13 protein-coding genes are annotated in these 17442 nt (G+C 62.5%); 1 reads left to right on the top strand and 12 read right to left on the bottom strand.

Translation table 11 applies throughout. The annotated features are described in order from the left end of the window. Nucleotides 1-12: 12 nt before the first annotated feature. From BLS60_RS04090 to BLS60_RS04050, 9 genes are all read right to left on the bottom strand, one after another. Nucleotides 13-1056, bottom strand: coding sequence for a WD40/YVTN/BNR-like repeat-containing protein (locus BLS60_RS04090; protein ID WP_092364933.1), 1044 nt, complete (start codon nt 1054-1056; stop codon nt 13-15). 152 nt (nt 1057-1208) lie between these two features. After that, nucleotides 1209-2570: a DUF1329 domain-containing protein gene (locus BLS60_RS04085; protein ID WP_092364930.1), complete on the bottom strand. Its 1362-nt coding sequence runs from the start codon at nt 2568-2570 to the stop codon at nt 1209-1211. A gap of 14 nt (nt 2571-2584) precedes the next feature. Then, entirely contained in the window at nt 2585-4528 is a 1944-nt protein-coding gene (locus BLS60_RS04080; protein ID WP_092364927.1) for a DUF1302 domain-containing protein, read from the bottom strand. Between the two features lie 628 nt (nt 4529-5156). Further along, nucleotides 5157-7820: an aminopeptidase N gene (gene pepN, locus BLS60_RS04075; RefSeq protein ID WP_092364924.1), complete on the bottom strand. Its 2664-nt coding sequence runs from the start codon at nt 7818-7820 to the stop codon at nt 5157-5159. Nucleotides 7821-7886: 66 nt separating this feature from the next. After that, a complete protein-coding gene (locus tag BLS60_RS04070; protein ID WP_092364921.1) occupies nt 7887-8720 on the bottom strand; it encodes a DUF2797 domain-containing protein in 834 nt (277 codons plus the stop codon). Further along, the gene (locus BLS60_RS04065) at nt 8720-8983 is read right to left on the bottom strand and encodes a YeaC family protein (RefSeq protein ID WP_092364918.1); all 264 of its coding nucleotides are present in this window, start codon (nt 8981-8983) and stop codon (nt 8720-8722) included. Before BLS60_RS04065 ends, BLS60_RS04070 begins: the two co-directional genes overlap by 1 nt. 72 nt (nt 8984-9055) lie before the next feature. After that, on the bottom strand, nt 9056-9925 hold the full coding sequence (locus tag BLS60_RS04060) for a rhomboid family intramembrane serine protease (RefSeq protein ID WP_092364915.1): 870 nt from the start codon (nt 9923-9925) through the stop codon (nt 9056-9058). Then, complete coding sequence (locus tag BLS60_RS04055) at nt 9922-10896, bottom strand: metallophosphoesterase (RefSeq protein WP_070883915.1); 975 nt, start codon at nt 10894-10896, stop codon at nt 9922-9924. The genes BLS60_RS04060 and BLS60_RS04055 overlap by 4 nt, the downstream gene beginning before the upstream one ends. Then, a complete protein-coding gene (locus tag BLS60_RS04050; protein ID WP_042552833.1) occupies nt 10896-11786 on the bottom strand; it encodes an NAD(+) kinase in 891 nt (296 codons plus the stop codon). Before BLS60_RS04050 ends, BLS60_RS04055 begins: the two co-directional genes overlap by 1 nt. Nucleotides 11787-11892: 106 nt before the next feature. On the opposite strand from BLS60_RS04050, the gene BLS60_RS04045 reads away from it, so the two are divergent. Then, on the top strand, nt 11893-12843 hold the full coding sequence (locus BLS60_RS04045) for a DUF1853 family protein (protein WP_092364912.1): 951 nt from the start codon (nt 11893-11895) through the stop codon (nt 12841-12843). A gap of 12 nt (nt 12844-12855) precedes the next feature. Here the strand turns inward: BLS60_RS04045 and BLS60_RS04040 are convergent, their stop codons facing one another. From BLS60_RS04040 to BLS60_RS04030, 3 genes are all read right to left on the bottom strand, one after another. Further along, nucleotides 12856-13791, bottom strand: coding sequence for a 1-aminocyclopropane-1-carboxylate deaminase/D-cysteine desulfhydrase (locus BLS60_RS04040; RefSeq protein WP_092364909.1), 936 nt, complete (start codon nt 13789-13791; stop codon nt 12856-12858). A 72-nt stretch (nt 13792-13863) separates the two neighbouring features. Next, the gene (locus tag BLS60_RS04035; protein WP_092364906.1) at nt 13864-15153 is read right to left on the bottom strand and encodes a chromosome partitioning protein ParA; all 1290 of its coding nucleotides are present in this window, start codon (nt 15151-15153) and stop codon (nt 13864-13866) included. A gap of 186 nt (nt 15154-15339) precedes the next feature. Continuing rightward, nucleotides 15340-17370 carry an NADPH-dependent 2,4-dienoyl-CoA reductase gene (locus tag BLS60_RS04030; protein WP_092364903.1) on the bottom strand — a complete coding sequence of 677 codons (2031 nt, stop codon included), beginning with the start codon at nt 17368-17370 and terminating at the stop codon, nt 15340-15342. Nucleotides 17371-17442 lie beyond the last annotated feature (72 nt).

Here is a 17442-nt window from a genome sequence, read left to right as displayed (position 1 = left end):
TACCCCAGCTTGTTATTGTTGGCCTGGATTGGCACCGGTCGAAGAGGTCAGGCGTACGCCGCCCTGCCCCACCAGAATCAGCGAGCCGTCGGCGGCTGCAGTTACCGCCGCCAGCGAGACCCGATCCGCCCGATTGAACACGCTGAAACTGCGCCCATGATCGCTGCTTCTGAGCACGCTACCGCCATGCCCGACTACCACGATGCTGCCGTCGTCGAGCAATGCGGCGTTGGAAAGACCGAACTCCAGGGTGCCGCCGTTGGCAGTGCTCAGCTCAATCTGCTGCCAGTTGTCACCGCCGTCAGCGGAATGAAACAGGTGACCACGCAAGCCGTAGATCAGCAGGCTCTGCGGCTCGCCCGTGGCCAAGACGCCGAACAGCGAGCCTTGGTAAGGGCCTTCAAGGGTTTCCCAGGTTTCGCCGCCGTCTGCGGAGCGGAACAGGCTGCCCATCTCACCGACGATGAACAGGCCGACATCCTTCACGTCGGTGATGGCGTTGAGGTGGTATGCGTCCTCGTTGTCGAGGCGATCGCTGACGTCCTCCCAAGTGCTGCCGCCGTCGGTGGTTTCCAGCAGAGCCCCGTAGGCGCCGATGGCGAGCCCGTGCTGCAGATCCTTGAACCAGACATCGAGCAGCGGCGCTTCGCGCTGCAGATCCTCGAACTGCTTGTTCCAGGTCGCACCACCATCGCTGGTCGCGAGTATCAGGGCATCGTGGCCGACCGCCCAACCATGCTGGTCATCGAGAAAGAACACAGCGGTGAGCATCTGCCGGGTCGGCACCTTGGCCTGCTCCCAGCGGGTGCCGTCGTCGTCGGAATACAGGATGTGGCCGCGCTCACCCACCGCCACCAGACGCTTGCCGGCATGGGCGATATCGAGCAGCAAACTCGAGGCTGCCTTGGCCGATGGCACTGAATAGACGGGCTGCTCAGGAGCCTGCGCCTGCACGAGCGGCGCGGCGCCGGCCAGCAGCGCGAACAGCGACAGCGCCTGCAGCATGGGCCGCATGACCTTTGTGCTCCTCACGCGCCACATAATGGGCTCACACATACAAAACTCCCCTTCTTCTTGTTATCGCCAGCGCCTGCAGAGCGCCACGTATGCTATCGGCCTTTGCAGATATTGGTTAGCCACCACGATCTGCTGTTTTGTAAGAAAAAGCCCGTGTTATCCACCGCACGAATGACAGCCGCCGCGCTGGCTCAGCGCGTACCGCGACGACGCAACGCTGCCGGCGTGAAGTAGCCGTCATCTGCCATCGGCTGGCTGAAGTCGATGGTATTGGCCTCCTCGTTGTCCAGATTCTGTACGTGGTAGCGACGCGCCTGCAGATCATGGAACACATCCAGTGCAGACCAGGTAGTCGGCAGCTCGTAGTAGTTCTTCAGATAGGCCAGCGACACGCGCCATAGCTCACCGCGACCATCGTACTGATCGACCGCAGCGGCCTGCCAGCTGTCTTCATCGAGGTACAGCCTGCGCTTGGAATAGATGTGCCGGGCGCCTGGTTTGAGCGTGCCCTCCACCACCCACACGCGGTGCAATTCGTTGCGCGTAAAGGCGGGATTGAGGTGACCGACCTGCAGCAGATCCTTGTAGCTGACCTGCGGGCTGGTGACCTTGTAGTTGTTGTAGGGAATGTAGATTTCCCGCTTGCCAAGCAGCTTCCAGTCGTAACGATCCGGCGCACCGTTGAACATGTCGGTATCGTCGGCCGTGCGCAGGCCATCGGCGGCGGAAATTGGCGTGTCGTAAGCCAGGTTCGGCGCACGACGCACGCGACGCTGGCCTGCGTTGTAGCCCCACGCCTGGCGCGCTTCCTTGACCTGATCGAGGGTCTCGTGAACCAGCACCGCCCCACCGGCCAGCCGCGCCGGGCTGCGGGTGAACGACAGGTAGTAGAACAGGATGTTGTTGAGGTTGGCGAAGCTGCCCTTGGGGTCGTAGAACTTGAACAGCGCTTCTTGCTGCGAGGTGACCAGCGAGTAGGAGCCGTTGCGCTGTACCGCTACTTCCGAGGCGCGGCGCACCACATAGGTGCCGCGATACCGGGCAATGTGGTTCCACAATGCCTCGACGCCGCTCTGCGGAATCGGAAACGGAATGCCGCCGTAGGCGTCCGCGAAACCGTTGCCGCCATTGAGCAGCTTGGCGCTAACGGCGTTTTTCGCAGTGTTGTCATAGACCCATTGCGGCGCAGAACCGGAGCGTCGGCTGACATAAACCGGCATCTGGTAGGTATCCGGATAAGCTTCGAACAGGGCGATCTGCCCGGGCGTCAGGTTGTCCCGGTACTGCGCCAGGTTGGCCTTGGTAATGGTGAACAGCGGCTTGTCGTCCGCGAACGGGTCGACATGGTGCTTGCCTGAGCCCTGATAACCGGCCGGCACCTGGGTAATCCCCCCCGTCCAGGCTGGAATCGAACCCGCCGCATTACCGGCTTTTTCACCACCGAGCGGCATCAGGCTGGAGCCCAGCTTGGCCGCTTCCTGCGGGGCAACTGCCGCGAGGCTGTTGCCGGTCAGCAGAACCAGCGCGACGGCAACGCCTTTGATGTTCAGCATCCTGTTTCTCCGCTTCAAAAGGAGTATTTGACGTTGAGGCCGATATTGTCGCGGTCGCGCACGGCGTTGTTGTTACCGCCACCGGAAAACTCGGTGTACTGCAGTTCCGCTTCCAGGCTGTTCATGTAGCTGGCCTTCATGCCGACGGTGTAGGCCTTGCGGCCTTCGATGAAACGGCCGGTCTGGTAGGAGTTACCCTCGAAATCGTCCTTGTAAACGGCAAAGGGCGACAGGTTCACGCCGCCGATCACGTCGTTCCAGGTACCGGACAGCACCAGGGTGTAGCCATAGGCGTTTTTATTAGCCTGGTAGCTGCGCCCATAGCCGAACACGTAGGACGAGTCGCCGCGGCCGACGTAATAGCGGGTCGAACCGTCGTAGGCGGTGTACTTGAGGTCAGTGCCGCGCAGGTGCTCGGACGCCAGCTCGGCCACGCCGGTCAGGGCGTCGAAGCCCAGGGACGGGCCGAAGTTATAAATGGTGCCCAGCGAAGCGTTGTAGGCCTCGACCCGCTCATAGTTGTGAATCTGGTCGCCCAGCTGCAGCGTACTGCCACCGATGTTGCCCTGCTGCCCTTGCACCAGCTGCGGCGCCTGACGCAACAGATCGCCGAGCAGGTCGTTAGTGGCCGCGACGCCAATTGGCAGGTTGGGCCGATACGCCAGCTCGCCAAATACCGAGGCATCGCCCACGGTGGTGTTGAAACTGACGCCATACATGCGGATATCTTCGGCGTATTCGCGGCGGGCAGTGACGGCGTTGGCAGCATCCAACGTAGCCAGGCCACCGGCCGCGTTGGCAAATCCGCCCAGAACAGCAGGGTCAACGCACGCACCGGCGAGACCTGCGGCGATGCAAGCCCCTTGGGCAATCTGCGCGAGATCGAGGCCGGCATAATCACCCAGGTCCGCCGCAACGGTCGGCTCCTTCGAGTGATAGTTGACGAAGTAGAAGCCGAACTCGGTCGAGTTCAACTGCTCGGCTATGTAGCGGAAGGCAACACCAAACTGGCCATCGTCTCTGGCATTGATGTCCTGGCCGATAGACGCCACCTTGATATAACCGTTGGCGTCGACATTACGCCCGCCTTGCAGCCCACCCGTGGAGCCAAGGCCGCTGTACAGCCCGGCCAGAGGAATCAACGCAGGCTGTAGCGAATACGCGGTGTTGCCGCCCTCGGCAAACAGGTCGGTCTCGGAAAAATAGCTGCCCACCGGGTCGATGGCGGTTTCCTTCCAGTTGAACTGATAGAAGGTTTCCATCGACAGGTTATCGGTCAGGCCGATGTTGAAGCTGACCGCCTCGACCGGAATCAGCACTTCCTTGATTTCCGAGCCGGGCAGGCGGAAACGCGCGCCATCCACCGGGTTGCTGGTATTTACGCCGCCGCGATAGAACAGGCCCTCGCCCCAGTTGAACACCTGGCGCCCCAACCGCGCGCCGACCGGGCGCTCGGCGACATCCCAGTTGCCGTACACGTAGGCATCTAGAATCTGTGCGTCGCGCCCGGCCTTGTGCCGCGTGTCACGGGTGAAGCGGTCGTCCTGAGGGAAATTCTGGCTTGGCTGGGCGGGCCGGTTGCCGCTGTTGAAGTCGTTGCGCTTGTCCATGATCTGCGTGTCATAGAACGCCGTGCCGCGCACGAAGAGGCCATAGTTCTGGTAGTTCATTTCCAGATCGGAAGTGATCTTGAACACCTCGGAAACCAGACCGGTGTCGAAATTGCGATTGCCGTCGTTAAGGTTGACGTCATCGTTGCTCTTGCTCTGCCCCTGCACACGCCAAAGCTGCCCATACGACAATGTGCTGTCGAGCGATCCGCTGACTTCGTTATCGGCGAAGCTGAACTCCACCGCTTGTGCGGGTAAGCCCGCGAGCAGGGGTAAAAAACCTGCCAGGGTATAGCCCGCCTTCGCCGGCATTTGGCGCAAGGCCGGTGCAAAGGACTTGATACGCATTGAATCTACTCCGCTGACAGACAGTCGATGTTCTATCCGGCCCATATCGGTGGGCCTGGTGGATGCCCCATCGGGCACCCTGCTCTTGCGTCGAACTGGCTGGCGTCACTGCCTAGTACAGTGCAACCTTGGTGCCAATTCAAACGATCGTATTAGCCGAAAGTGCTTTTCCAGAGCAGTTCCGTACCGTCTTTTTGTGACTGATCGTCCACTGATCAATAATCCCGATTTCGGCGCTTATATCGGCGCGTCTCCCCAGAAGCGCAGCCCGAACGCGCACAACCATTCGCGCCAGCCGACAAAAGGCAAGCGAAAACAGGCCAATAAACTCATAAGAAAGTTGCGTTTTATTTCTTCGGGTAACGTTATCTGTTACCGCGAGTTTGCCGGGTAACAGCCATTCGGCGGGGCGCAGATTAACGGCTGATGAAGCAGAAGGAAATCGCTCTAGCACGGGGAATGCAGAGAAATACTCTTGGTGCCTTGCTAAGACTCCGCAGCACCCCTAACTCGACGGGACGCCAACAGTCGCGCCATCGCAAAAGCAAGCGGCGATACCCGGAAAACTCAGTTATCGCTCACTCGTCCAGACACCGGCGAGATTACCTCGCCGATGCCCTCTCATCGCTTACACCAAGCTTTTACTGACCACTTCATAGACGTCAGCCGACAGCTCGCCGGATGCGAGAATGCGCTCCAGCTCGGCCTTCATCAACGCCTGACGCGCCGGGCCGTATTTGCGCCAGCGAGTCAACGGCGCCAGCAGACGCGAGGCGATCTGCGGGTTGAGCGCGTTGAGCACGATCACCTGATCAGCCAGGAAGCGATAACCGCTGCCATCGGCGGCGTGGAAGTTCACCAGGTTCTGGCCTGCAAAGGCGCCGATCAGCGCACGCACCTTGTTGGGGTTCTTCAAGGTGAACGCCGGGTGTTCCATCAGCGCCTGAACGCGAGCCAGCCCGCCCGGCAACGTACTGGCGGCCTGCACGCTGAACCATTGATCCATGACCAGCGCGTTGTCCTTGAAGTGTTCAGCGAAGGCTTCCAGCGCCTTGGCGCGCTCGACCTCGAACGGCGAGTTGACCAACACCGCCAGGGCGGCGAGACGCTCGGTCATGTTGTCGCATGCCTCGTACTGCTCCAGCGTCGCCGCCAGCACCTGCGGCTTGCCGGTCAGCATCAGGTAAGACAACGCGATGTTCTGCAGCGCACGTCGGGCGAAATGCTCGGCCTCGGCCACATACGCAGTGGTGCGTGACACCTCGCGGTTAGCCTGATAGCGCTGCCACAACGGCTCGAACAGCGCTTCGGCCAATTGCTGACGCGCAAACTCGCGAGCGGCATGAATGGCCTCGACATCGGCCACCTCGCTGATTTCGGTGAGGTACGCCTCACCCGGCAGCGAGAGCATCTCGGCAACCATCGCCTGATCCAGCGACGCGTCCTGCAGCAGGGTGCGCAGTGCAGTGACCAGGCGTTGCTCCAGCACCAAAGGCTCGCCACGCTGGTGCTGGGCGATGAGTTCCTGCAGCACCTGAACGCTCAGTTGCTGGCCTGCTTCCCAGCGATTGAAGCCGTCGCTGTCGTGCTGCATCAGGAACATCAACTGATCACGGTCATAGGCGAAGCTCAGTTTCACCGGCGCACTGAAACCACGCAGCAGTGAGGGCAGCGGCTTCTCGGCAATGTCGACGAACGTGAACGACTGCTGCGCCTCGGTCACCGACAGCACGCGGTTGCTGCCGACCGCCACCGCCTCGCCCTGCAGGCGCAGCGGCAGGTCGTTGCCCTGCGCATCGAGCAGGCCCAGCTCCACCGGAATCACGAACGGCAGCTTGTCGCCTTCTCGCTGGCCTGGCGTGGCCGGGCAGCTCTGCGCGAAGGTCAGGGTGTAGGTCTTGGCGGCAGCATCGTAGTGCTCGCTGACGGCCAGGCGCGGCGTGCCGGCCTGGGTGTACCAGCGCTTGAACTGGGTCAGGTCGACGCCGCTGGCATCTTCCATGGCCTTGACGAAATCGTCGCAGGTCACCGCCTGGCCATCATGGCGCTGGAAATACAGATCCGATCCTTTGCGGAAGGCCACATCGCCGAGCAGCGTGTGGATCATGCGCAGAACTTCAGACCCCTTCTCGTAGATGGTCAGGGTGTAGAAGTTGGAGATTTCCATGTACGCATCAGGGCGTACCGGGTGAGCCATGGGGCCGGCGTCTTCGGCGAACTGATGGGTGCGCAGGTAGGCGACATCCTGGATACGCTTGACCGTGGCCGAGTTCATGTCCGCCGAGAATCCGGCGTCACGGAACACCGTAAACCCTTCCTTGAGCGACAGCTGGAACCAGTCGCGGCAGGTCACGCGGTTGCCTGACCAGTTATGGAAATACTCGTGGGCAACGATCGCCTCGACCCGCTGATGCGCGGCGTCAGTGGCGGTTTCAGCGCGAGCCAGCACGGCGCTGGAGTTGAAGATGTTGAGGCCCTTGTTCTCCATGGCGCCCATGTTGAAGTCGTTGACCGCGACGATCATGAAGATGTCCAGGTCGTACTCGCGGCCATACACCTCTTCGTCCCACTTCATGGACTTCTTCAGGCTGTCCATGGCGTGCTGCACCTTGTCGATATTCTCCGGCTCGACATAAATGCGCAGCGTCACCTCGCGGCTGCTCATGGTGGTGAAGGTGTCTTCCACACACCAGAGATCACCGGCGACCAGCGCGAACAGGTAGGCCGGCTTCTTGAAAGGGTCTTCCCAGGTCGCCCAATGACGGCCATCGTCTTCCTCGCCACTGGCAACCGGATTGCCGTTGGAGAGCAGGATCGGGTATTTCTGCTTGTCGCCGCTGAGCGTGGTGGTGAAGCTGCTCATCACGTCCGGGCGGTCAAGGTAATAGGTGATCTTGCGGAAACCTTCGGCTTCGCACTGGGTGCAGAACATGCCGCTGGATTTGTACAGGCCCTCCAGCGCGGTGTTGCTTTCCGGGTGGATGCGCACGCTGCTGTCGATGACGAAGCTGGCCTGGGTCGGCTGCAGGGTCAGGTGGCTGTCGGTCAGCGTGTAATCGGCAGCGCTCAGCTCGTGATCATCGAGCTTGAGCTCAAGCAGCTCGAGCTGCTGGCCATCGAGAGTCAGCGGCGGCAGGTCCGCCGACAACGCCGGATTACGGCGCATCACCAATTGGCTGTGCACCAGGGTGTGATCTTCGAACAGCTCGAAGGTCAGGTGAGTTTCGTCGATCAGGTAATCGGGTGCCTGATAGTCCTTCAGATAGATGGTCTTTGATTGCTCGGTGCGCATGGGAACCTCTTCGATGCCACGCGCGGGCGTGGCAGACAGGTGAATGACGTCGGCTGCGCCTGCCGATCAGGCGGCGCAGCTGGCTGCGATCTGGTAAGCGGTGTACTTGCGGATGTTGATCACACCGGTATCGAACATCAGGTACTGGCCTTTGATGCCGAGCAGCGTGCCTTCGGCGACCGGGTTCTTGTCCAGGTTGAAACTGGTGATCTTGGCCGGATAGCCCTCGATCGGATAGCGGATTTCCACCACGCTCTGCTCGTTGAGCGGCTGTACGGCCTGCAAGCCGAAGCGCTGCTGCAGGGCAGTGATCCCCTCGGCGCAGGCGTGGAAAATCTGTTCACGCACGAAGAGCAGATCGACCGGCGTTGCATCGCCCTTCAGCAAGGCGCGCCAATTGGTCTTGTCCGCCACTTGAGAACGCAGCAGGTCTTCGACGAAACCCGACTGCTGGCGCGTGGCAACGCGCATGATCGGCAAGGCCTGGGTGGCACCCTGATCGATCCAGCGGGTGGGAATCTGCGTGGCGCGGGTGATGCCGACCTTGATGCCTGACGAGTTGGCCAGATACACAACATGATCGGTCATGCAGAACTGCTCGCCCCAACCGGGATCGCGGCAGGTACCGGCGTCGTAATGGCAGCGTTCCGGGCTCATGATGCACAGGTCGCACTGGGCGAGTTTCTGCATGCACGGGTAGCAATAGCCCTGGCTGAAACTGGTCTTGGTTTTGCGACCGCAGTGGCTGCAGTGAATCGCGCCGAGGAACTCGAGGCGCACGGTCTTGCCGATCATCGGGTTGACGGCAACCTGCTCGTCGCCCAGGCGAAACGCATACTGCACCGGCGCATCGAGCTGGGTGGTCATCTTGCTCAGGGCGCCACGGCCTACTTCAATCATCAGTGCAGGGTTTCCGAGGACTTGAACAGAAGATTGGGAATCGGCTCGGATTTCGAGGCGCATTCCGAAGTGCCCATGTGACCCGTGCGCTGATCCTCCGGGAGGTTCTGCGTCTCCCAGGCGATCATGGCCTGCAGGCTCAGCTCTTTCTGCTCCTGGGTCAGCTTGCGGCCGTCCGGCCACTTGCCGATTTCCACGGCCAGTTTGAGGCTTTCATACACGTCCGGGGTGATGTTGCGGATCAATTCGACGAAGGAGGACATGGCCGGCTCCAGGACTGGGAAAGCCCCGATTCTACCCTATCTGGCCTGGCAAGCCGAGGCGCCCGCGGCGGATCAGCGCCGCTGCAGACGCCTCGCCAGCAGGCCGCCAACCAGGCCAGTAAGGCAGCCGGCGATCAGGCCGCCAACATGCGCGGCATTGGCGATGGCGCCGAACTGCAGCAACTCGAACACGCCGGTCATGCAGATCAGCAGCCAGATCAGCATGCTCACCAGCACGCCTCGCGGCAGCCGGTACGCGGCATTCGGCGCCAGCCACTGAAACAGCCAGCAGTGCCCGAGCAAGCCGTAGAGCACGCCGGACAGGCCACCGAACAACGCAGGCCCGCCATACACGTACTGCGCCACATTGGCTGCGAGGCCGAACCAGAGGGTCAGAAGCAGCAGCATCACTGCGCCCTGACGCACCTCGATGCGCCGGCCCAGCTCCCAATACCACAGGCTGTTCATGGCCAGGTGCAACAGGCCGAAGTGCAGCAACATCGGCGTAAGCAGGCGCCACCACTGGCCGCTATCGATGACCTGGGCGAACGAACCAAAGTAGATGTACTGACCGTCGATATGAAAGTCGACGAAACTCAGCCAACGAACCGCATCGTAATTCTCCCCGCCCCAGGTCAGCAGCGCGACCAGCAGGGTTAACGCCAGCACCAGCAGGGTCAGCGGGCTGTGTTTCGCCTGCGCCAGAAAACCCGGCCGCGCGCGTTGCGCTGACGCATGCGCCGGCTGCAGACCGGGATCACCCTGGGGCGCCCGGGCATACAATTCACGCACCTGAGCGGCCAATTGCTCATCAGGTACCCACAGCACCTGTTCGTTGCCCTGCTCGGCCACACGGTGCGCGACACCCAGGCTGCGCAGCGACTGTACGAACGCGGTCAGATCCTCATCGAGCGGCGCGCGCAGGGCGATCACAGCGCTCATTGCAGCGCCCCTGGGTTTTCCACGTCCACCCAGACGAACTTGCGCGGATCCAGGCGGGTTTCCTGGTCCAGCCGATACGCTACCAACTTGCCGGCCAACACCGCACTGTAATCGAGGCAGGCCAGGTTCGGGCGGATCGGTGCGGGTACGCCGCTGCGCCAGTAATGGCCCACGAACAGCAGCGGCTGGTCGGCGCCGTACATCAGCAGCTCGGTCTTCTGGCGCTCGCTCAGCGGCATGTGCGCCACTGACTCAGGCAAGGCATCGGGCTGGAACTGGATATCGCCATAGGTCTGCGGGTTGTCCTCCCAGAACTTGGTGCGAAAGAACGAACGGGTCAGGCCATCCCCGCCGGTCATGTTCAGGCCGTTGGGCAGGCGCATGTCGGTGCCACGCAGCAGGCGGTCCAGCACGGTGCAGGCGTAGCTGCCGGGCACTGCGGAAGCCTGCAGGAAATGCTCGTCGATGCAGCCGTTCGGGAATTGCTGACGCAACGGCGCGATCATCCCTTCATCCCAGCAGGCGTGCACCACGCGAAAATGCCCGGCGTCGATAAACAGCGGCAACTCGTAGAACCAGGCGAGGAAATCGCGCCACTCATCCGGATAGGCCTCGAACTGCGTCAGGGTCTCGTTGATCAACAGCGCATGCCGCTCGGTACGTTCACGCACATAATCTCGCCCGCTGCCGGGCGGAGCCGGGGTCATCCAGCCGAGCGCGTTGAACTCGTGGTTACCCATGATGCACAGCGCCTCGCCAGCACGCACCATGTCATGCACCAGGTGCACCGCCTCGCGAATGTGCGGGCCGCGATCGATCAGGTCACCGAGGAAAATCGCCATCCGTTGCGGATGTCGCCACACCCCGTTCTGGCGGCGATAACCCAGGCGCTCGAGCAGATGCACCAAGGTAGTGGCGCAGCCGTGGATGTCACCGATCAGGTCGTAACCGCGAGACGGGTCGAGCTGCATCAGTCGCCCCCGCCGCCGAGTCGGCTACCCCATCCCAGCTTGGTTCGGCAGATCTCGTAGTAGTTGTGGTCCAGCGGATGGATCAAGCACAGCTTCTGGGATTTCTTGCGCACCGTGATGGTGTCGCCGGGCGCGCAGGTGAAATGGTTCTGCCCGTCGCAAGACACCTGCGGATAAAGCTGCAGATCCTTGGAGACGACAATCTTCAGTTCGCTGTTGCCGTCCACCACGATCGGCCGGCTGGACAGCGTGTGCGGGTACATCGGCACGATGACGATGGCGTCCAGCTTGGGGTGCATGATCGGCCCGCCTGCCGACAAGGCATAGGCGGTGGAGCCGGTCGGGGTGGCGACGATCAGGCCATCGGCCTTCTGGCTGCAGACGAATTGGCCATCGATATACAGCTCGAATTCGATCATCCGGTTGGACTTGCCGGGGTGCAGTACCACGTCGTTGAGCGCATCGCCCTGGCCGATGGCCTCGGAATGGCGACGCACTTCGGTTTCGAGCAGGAAGCGGTTTTCGGTGAGGTAATTGCCTTCCAGCACCTCGGCGACCTTGGACTCGAGCTCATCCGGGCGGATGTCCGTGAGGAACCCCAGGTTGCCGCGGTTGATACCCAGCACGGGCACTTTGTGCCGCGCCAGGGCGCGCCCGGCGCCGAGCATGCTGCCGTCACCGCCGACCACGATCACCAGGTCGCAGAACTCGCCCAAGTGCTTGCGCGCCGACGTCTGCAGGCCGTGGCCGGGCAGCACTTCAGCGATGGTGTCCTCGAGAATTACGTGCAGTTGGCGCTCGAGCAAGAATTTCTTCAGCCGGCGAATAGTGTCGAGCACCTGGGTACTGCCCAAGCGACCGATGATGCCGATATTACGAAACTGCTCCATGGGGCTCCCGCGACGTTCTGTCTCTTTAATGACTCGATTATGGGTGAAAGGTTGCTGCAGCGGCAAACCCTCCCACCGATCCAGCAAAAGCCCCTATGCTGCACGCATGAATCCGTTCGCCGCTATCACCGACCTGCCCCAGCGCCTGACCCAACCTGCGGTGCGCGACCTGGCCTGGGCGCTGGTGTCGCCGCCTTTGCTCGATCAAGCGTCCACCTGGCAGCGGTATCCGCTGGCCGAAAGCCCTTGGGCGCACGAGCCGGGCTTGCTGGCCGACTGGTTACTGCGCCAGGACCAGGAGCCGGCGCCGCTGCTCGCCTGGCTGTCACGCAGCTCGATCCGTCGCCTCGGCCTCTACTATGAGCGCCTCTGGCAGTTCGCCCTGCACGCCGCGCCGGGCGTCGAGATCCTCGCAGCCAATCTGCCGATCCGTCAGAGCGGCCACACACTGGGCGAACTGGATCTGCTGCTGCGCGACGCCAGCGGCGTGCACCACCTGGAGTTGGCTATCAAGTTCTACCTTGGCAAGCCATCAGCCAACCAGGTTGGGCCGACACAATGGATCGGCCCGGGCAGCCACGACCGCCTGGATCTCAAGCTCGATCACCTGGTAAGCCGCCAATTGCCGTTGTCTGCCCATCCGCAAGCGCGCCCGGCACTGGACGCCTTGACCCGCGAAGCGATCAAGGCCGGCATGTGGGTAGGCGGTTATCTGTTCTACCCCCAGTTTGGCCACTGCCAGCCACCCGACGGTGTGCACCCTGACCATCATCGCGGCGGTTGGCTGCATCGACGTGACTGGCTTGCGTTCCAGGCAACCGATGCCGATCGGTGCTGGCAACCGCTGCCGCGCCACGCCTGGCTGTCGCCGGCGCGCCTGCCGCTGGAGGAAGGCTGGTCGCGGCAACGCCTGCAAACCTGGCTAGAGGCGCTACCGGAAAACGCCGGCGCCCAATTGCTGGTCGATCTGCAGCCCGATGCAGAAGGCTCCTTGCAGGAGCGCAGCCGACTGTTTCTGGTCGCCGATGATTGGCCGAACAGCAACCCGCCGAGCTGATCGAAAGCCTGTTCAAACGCCCGCCAGTAACGCCGCTCGGCGTCCCTGCAGGCCGCCGGTATGCACGAAAACCAACCGCATGCCGGGCCTGATCAGCCCATTGCTGATCGCCTCGCGCAACGCCATCAACGCTTTGGCGGTATACAGCGGCTCGAGCGGCAAGCCGCTCTCTTGCTCACACTGCTCCATGAAAGCAAGCAGCTCGGCATCGCGCCGGGCGAAACCGCCGCGACTGGCGTCGATCAGCTGATAACCCGCATTCGCCAGCCCCGCCTGGGTTAGCAGCGCCTGAACCTGCTCCGGCACGCCGTGATCGAGCGGTACCGCCAGCGCCCCGTAAACCGGCCGACGCCCGCCCTCGCCCATCACCAATCCCGCCAGCGTGGTACCGGTGCCGGCTGCCAGCCACCACCCGTGGTAATCCGCCCAGCCGAGCACCGCCAACTGCTCGTTCGTCAATTCGACCAGCGTGGTGCAGCCCTGCGCCCCGAACAAACCGCCGCCGCCTTCCGGCACGGCGCAGAACTCAGGGTAGCGCGCGTGCCAGTCCGCCCAGAAACCCTCACGGTGCCGCGCACGATAGCCGCCGTAGCCCAGCCAGTGCAGTTGCATACCGAAGCGCTGCAGGTCGCGGACGGTGGGCGTGTCCTGAGGTTCACCGCGTAACAGACCGACGGTGGGAAACGAAAACCGCTGGCCAGCGGCAGCCAGTGCATGCAGGTGATTGGAGTGGGCGCCGCCCAGGCTGATGATGCCGCGCGCACCCTGCTGCGCGGCAGCGTGCAGATGCGGGGCGAGCTTGAACCACTTGTTGCCGCTGATCAGCGGATCGATCAGGTCGAGCCGCAACACCGCCAATTCGACCCCGGCCAGCCAGTCGAAAGACACGCGCTGTAGCGGTGCGTGTGGGCACCAGCTTGTTACGGTAGCGAGTGAGGTTGAATCCATGAAAGTACGCTGCCGCTGGAGTGGGGCCGGCCAGTGTATCCCAGCGGTTTGTCCACCCGCCGAGGTCAGTTTCTAGCTCACGGTACGCAACCGCGCCGCAGCTTTGTGCAGCAGGCAGCAATTGGACTCACCCGAAACAAAGCGCCCTGGCGCTTCGACGCGCTCCAGCACCGTGTCGCAGCGTTGGCCATCGGCATGCAGGCCATCGCAACGCGGCCGCTGATAATGGGCCAGCCATTGCCGGTACTGCGGCTCGGGCACGAAACACTTGCTAGCCGCGTAGCCCAGTGGGCTGGCCAGGTAGCGATCGACATCCTGCAACGGCACGGTAAGGTGGCCGGCGCCTGGGTGGAACACCACGAACACCACGCCCTGCCCGGCTAGTCGTTCGAGTACCCCATGGGCACCGCGCTGCGCTGCTTGCGCTTCACGATGCCGGGCCTGCTCTTCGGCCGCTATCTGAGCGGCGAGAACGTGAGCACGCAACTCTTCATCCAACTGCTCGCGCAGAACCTCCCGCTCAGTGCGCGCATGACGCTCCGCGCCACGTAGACGAATGGCCATTTCGTCACGCTCGCTCTGCTGCGCAGCAAGCTGTTCGGTCAGCTGGTTTTTCAGGGTTTGGTTGTGGGCTTCCTGCTGGCGCAGGGCCTGGTGCAGCGCCTGCATCTGCTCTTGCAGTTCAACGCGCTGCGCTGCGACTGTTGCCGCAACGCGGGCGAGCTCGGCCTGGTGTTCCTGATTCAAATGGGCAAGTCGTTCACGCTGCTGCTTGACCAGCTGCGCAGCTTTCTGGCGATAGTCGTGGGACAGCCGCTCGGCGACCTTTTCGGCAAGGTCGCGGGACGAGTCCACGGCGTACCATTGATCCTCGGAGGCAACCTGTAAGCGCCCAGGGGCAACTGTTCTGCTCTCCTCTTCCTTGAGCACGATGCCCAGGCTGTTCACCTTGACGGTGTCACGCAACAGCGCCAGATCGTTGTTGCCGGCGGCCAGGGTGGGGTCCCACAGGTGCATCTGGTGCCAGGAAACCGGGCACTGGCTACGACAGGCGAGCCGGATTGGCCCGGCGCCCAGATCAGGACCCCGTCCAGCGCGCTCGGCCATCTGTTGCAGCGGTATATTCCAGCCGCTGTCGGGCGCGCCGCTTTCGTCGAAGTCCAGATAGAAGAACACGGCGGAACGAATCTGCAAGCGTGCATTGATCATCAGATAGGTAGCGCGCACCTGCTGATCGGCGAAATCCGGCATCTTCACCAGGCCATCGAGCAGCGTTTCGAACTCCGTGTAGAACATCTGCTTGCCGACGCTGCCGTCTTCGGCGAAGAACATCACGGCCTCGATCTGTTGCGGCTTGCTCATCGATGTTCTCCAGACGAATGATGGCGCTCGGTTGCCTGCCAGCCGCAGCCCTACCGCTGCGGTCAGGCAAGTCTAGGCGAGAACGCAGCATGGACTGTGTGACCCGGTTGGCAGTCATTCAGCCCCAGGACGAATGGCAGCGCCGAACTGTGACCCGCTCGGTAGAGCCTCTTGCACAGCCTCGCGTTAGAGGGATGCAGCAAGGCGCGAACCTTGGCCGATGGCACGTTTGGCGTCCAGTTCGGCCGCCACATCGGCGCCGCCGATCAGATGCACCGCTTGCCCGGCGGCCAACAGTTCATCCTGCAGCTCGCGCAGTGGGTCCTGGCCCGCGCAGAGAATTACCGTATCGACCGGCAATACCTGCGGCTCGCCCTCGGCGACGCGAATGTGCAGGCCGTCATCGTCGACTTTCAGGTATTCGACCGCATTGATCATCTGCACCTGCTTGTTCTTCAGGCCCGCGCGGTGAATCCAGCCGGTGGTCTTGCCCAGGCCGTCACCGACCTTGCTCTTCTTGCGCTGCAGCAGAAAAATCTGGCGCGCAGCAGGCTCGACTTCGGCCTGCATACCGGCGACTCCGCCGCGAGCCTCCAGTGCGGGATCAATGCCCCACTCTCGCCAGAACGCATCACGATCCAGACTGGTAGCCGGGCCCGCGTGACTGATGAATTCGCTGACGTCGAAGCCGATACCGCCAGCACCGATGACCGCAACCTTCTGGCCGACCGGCTTGCGCTGCAGGATGGCGTCCAGATAACTGATCACCTTGGGGTGTTCGATGCCTGGAATCGCTGGCGTACGCGGCACGATGCCGGTAGCGAGGATGACTTCATCGAAACCAGACTCGAGCAGCTCGCGGGCGCTGACCCGAGTATTGAGGCGCAGGTCGACGCCGGTGGTTTCCAGCTTGCGCTTGAAGTAGCGCAGGGTTTCGAAAAACTCCTCTTTGCCGGGCACGCGTTTGGCGACATTGAACTGGCCACCGATTTCGCTCGCAGCGTCGAACAGCGTGACGCGGTGGCCGCGCTCTGCGGCTACCGTGGCGGCAGCCAGACCCGCTGGCCCGGCACCGACCACAGCAATCGACTTCACTGCGGTAGTCGGGATGTAGTTCAGCTCGGTTTCATGGCAAGCGCGCGGGTTGACCAGGCAGGTGGTCAGTTTGCCGCTAAAGGTGTGGTCCAGGCAGGCCTGATTGCAGCCGATGCAGGTGTTGATTTCATCGCTTCGACCGGCTGCCGCCTTGTTGACGAATTCAGGGTCAGCGAGGAATGGCCGAGCCATGGATACCATGTCGGCATCGCCTTCGGCCAGGACGCGCTCGGCCACCTCCGGGGTATTGATGCGGTTGGTGGTGATCAGCGGAATCGACACCTCGCCACGCAGCTTGGCAGTCACTTTGGTAAAGGCCGCGCGCGGCACCTTGGTGGCGATGGTCGGAATACGCGCCTCGTGCCAGCCGATACCCGTGTTGATCAGGGTTGCTCCCGCCGCCTCGATGGCTTTGGCCAGCACGATGATTTCCTGCCAGTCGCTGCCGCCTTCCACAAGGTCGAGCATCGACAGCCGATAGATGATGATGAAATCGCTGCCGACCGCCTCGCGCACCCGGCGCACGATCTCCACCGGCAGGCGCATGCGGTTCTCGTAGCTGCCGCCCCAGCGATCAGTACGCTGGTTGGTATGAGCCGCGAGGAACTGATTGATGAAGTAGCCTTCGGACCCCATGATCTCGACGCCGTCGTACCCGGCTTGGCGCGCCAGCACGGCACAATTGACGAAATCGGCGATCTGTTTCTCGATGCCCTCCTCGTCCAGCTCGCGTGGTTTGAATGGGTTGATCGGCGCCTGAATGGCGCTCGGCGCGACTTGCTTGGGGCTGTAGGCGTAGCGCCCGGCATGCAGGATCTGCAGACAGATACGGCCATCCGCCTCATGCACCGCCTGGGTGACGATGCGGTGCCTGTCGGCCTCCTCGGCAGTGCTCAGTTTGGCAGCGCCAGCGTACACGCCACCTTCTTCGTTGGGCGCGATGCCGCCCGTGACCATCAGGCCAACGCCGCCCCGAGCCCGCTCGGCGAAGTACGCAGCCATGCGCTCGAACCCACCGGGCTTTTCTTCCAGGCCGGTGTGCATCGACCCCATCAGCGTACGGTTCTTGAGGGTCACGAAACCCAGGTCCAGAGGAGCGAGCAAATGCGGGTAGGCGGTCATGTCAGGCATCCATCGGCGTTGATCACGGAGTGCCGCCGCCTCTGTGGGCGGCGATCGATATGCAGCAGACGA

It is taken from the genome of Phytopseudomonas seleniipraecipitans (genome assembly GCF_900102335.1).
In the GTDB taxonomy this organism is placed as follows: Bacteria; Pseudomonadota; Gammaproteobacteria; order Pseudomonadales; family Pseudomonadaceae; genus Aquipseudomonas; species Aquipseudomonas seleniipraecipitans.
The sequence above is the reverse complement of the archived record's forward strand: the minus strand, read 5'-3'. Positions and strand labels throughout refer to the sequence as shown.

Bases quoted from the DNA above. Each gene is read 5' to 3' on its own strand.
- BLS60_RS04090 (WP_092364933.1), bottom strand. From the start codon at position 1,056: ATGTGTGAGCCCATTATGTGGCGCGTGAGGAGCACAAAGGTCATGCGG.
- BLS60_RS04085 (WP_092364930.1), bottom strand. From the start codon at position 2,570: ATGCTGAACATCAAAGGCGTTGCCGTCGCGCTGGTTCTGCTGACCGGC.
- BLS60_RS04080 (WP_092364927.1), bottom strand. From the start codon at position 4,528: ATGCGTATCAAGTCCTTTGCACCGGCCTTGCGCCAAATGCCGGCGAAG.
- pepN (WP_092364924.1), bottom strand. From the start codon at position 7,820: ATGCGCACCGAGCAATCAAAGACCATCTATCTGAAGGACTATCAGGCA.
- BLS60_RS04070 (WP_092364921.1), bottom strand. From the start codon at position 8,720: ATGATTGAAGTAGGCCGTGGCGCCCTGAGCAAGATGACCACCCAGCTC.
- BLS60_RS04065 (WP_092364918.1), bottom strand. From the start codon at position 8,983: ATGTCCTCCTTCGTCGAATTGATCCGCAACATCACCCCGGACGTGTAT.
- BLS60_RS04060 (WP_092364915.1), bottom strand. From the start codon at position 9,925: ATGAGCGCTGTGATCGCCCTGCGCGCGCCGCTCGATGAGGATCTGACC.
- BLS60_RS04055 (WP_070883915.1), bottom strand. From the start codon at position 10,896: ATGCAGCTCGACCCGTCTCGCGGTTACGACCTGATCGGTGACATCCAC.
- BLS60_RS04050 (WP_042552833.1), bottom strand. From the start codon at position 11,786: ATGGAGCAGTTTCGTAATATCGGCATCATCGGTCGCTTGGGCAGTACC.
- BLS60_RS04045 (WP_092364912.1), top strand. From the start codon at position 11,893: ATGAATCCGTTCGCCGCTATCACCGACCTGCCCCAGCGCCTGACCCAA.
- BLS60_RS04040 (WP_092364909.1), bottom strand. From the start codon at position 13,791: ATGGATTCAACCTCACTCGCTACCGTAACAAGCTGGTGCCCACACGCA.
- BLS60_RS04035 (WP_092364906.1), bottom strand. From the start codon at position 15,153: ATGAGCAAGCCGCAACAGATCGAGGCCGTGATGTTCTTCGCCGAAGAC.
- BLS60_RS04030 (WP_092364903.1), bottom strand. From the start codon at position 17,370: ATGACCGCCTACCCGCATTTGCTCGCTCCTCTGGACCTGGGTTTCGTG.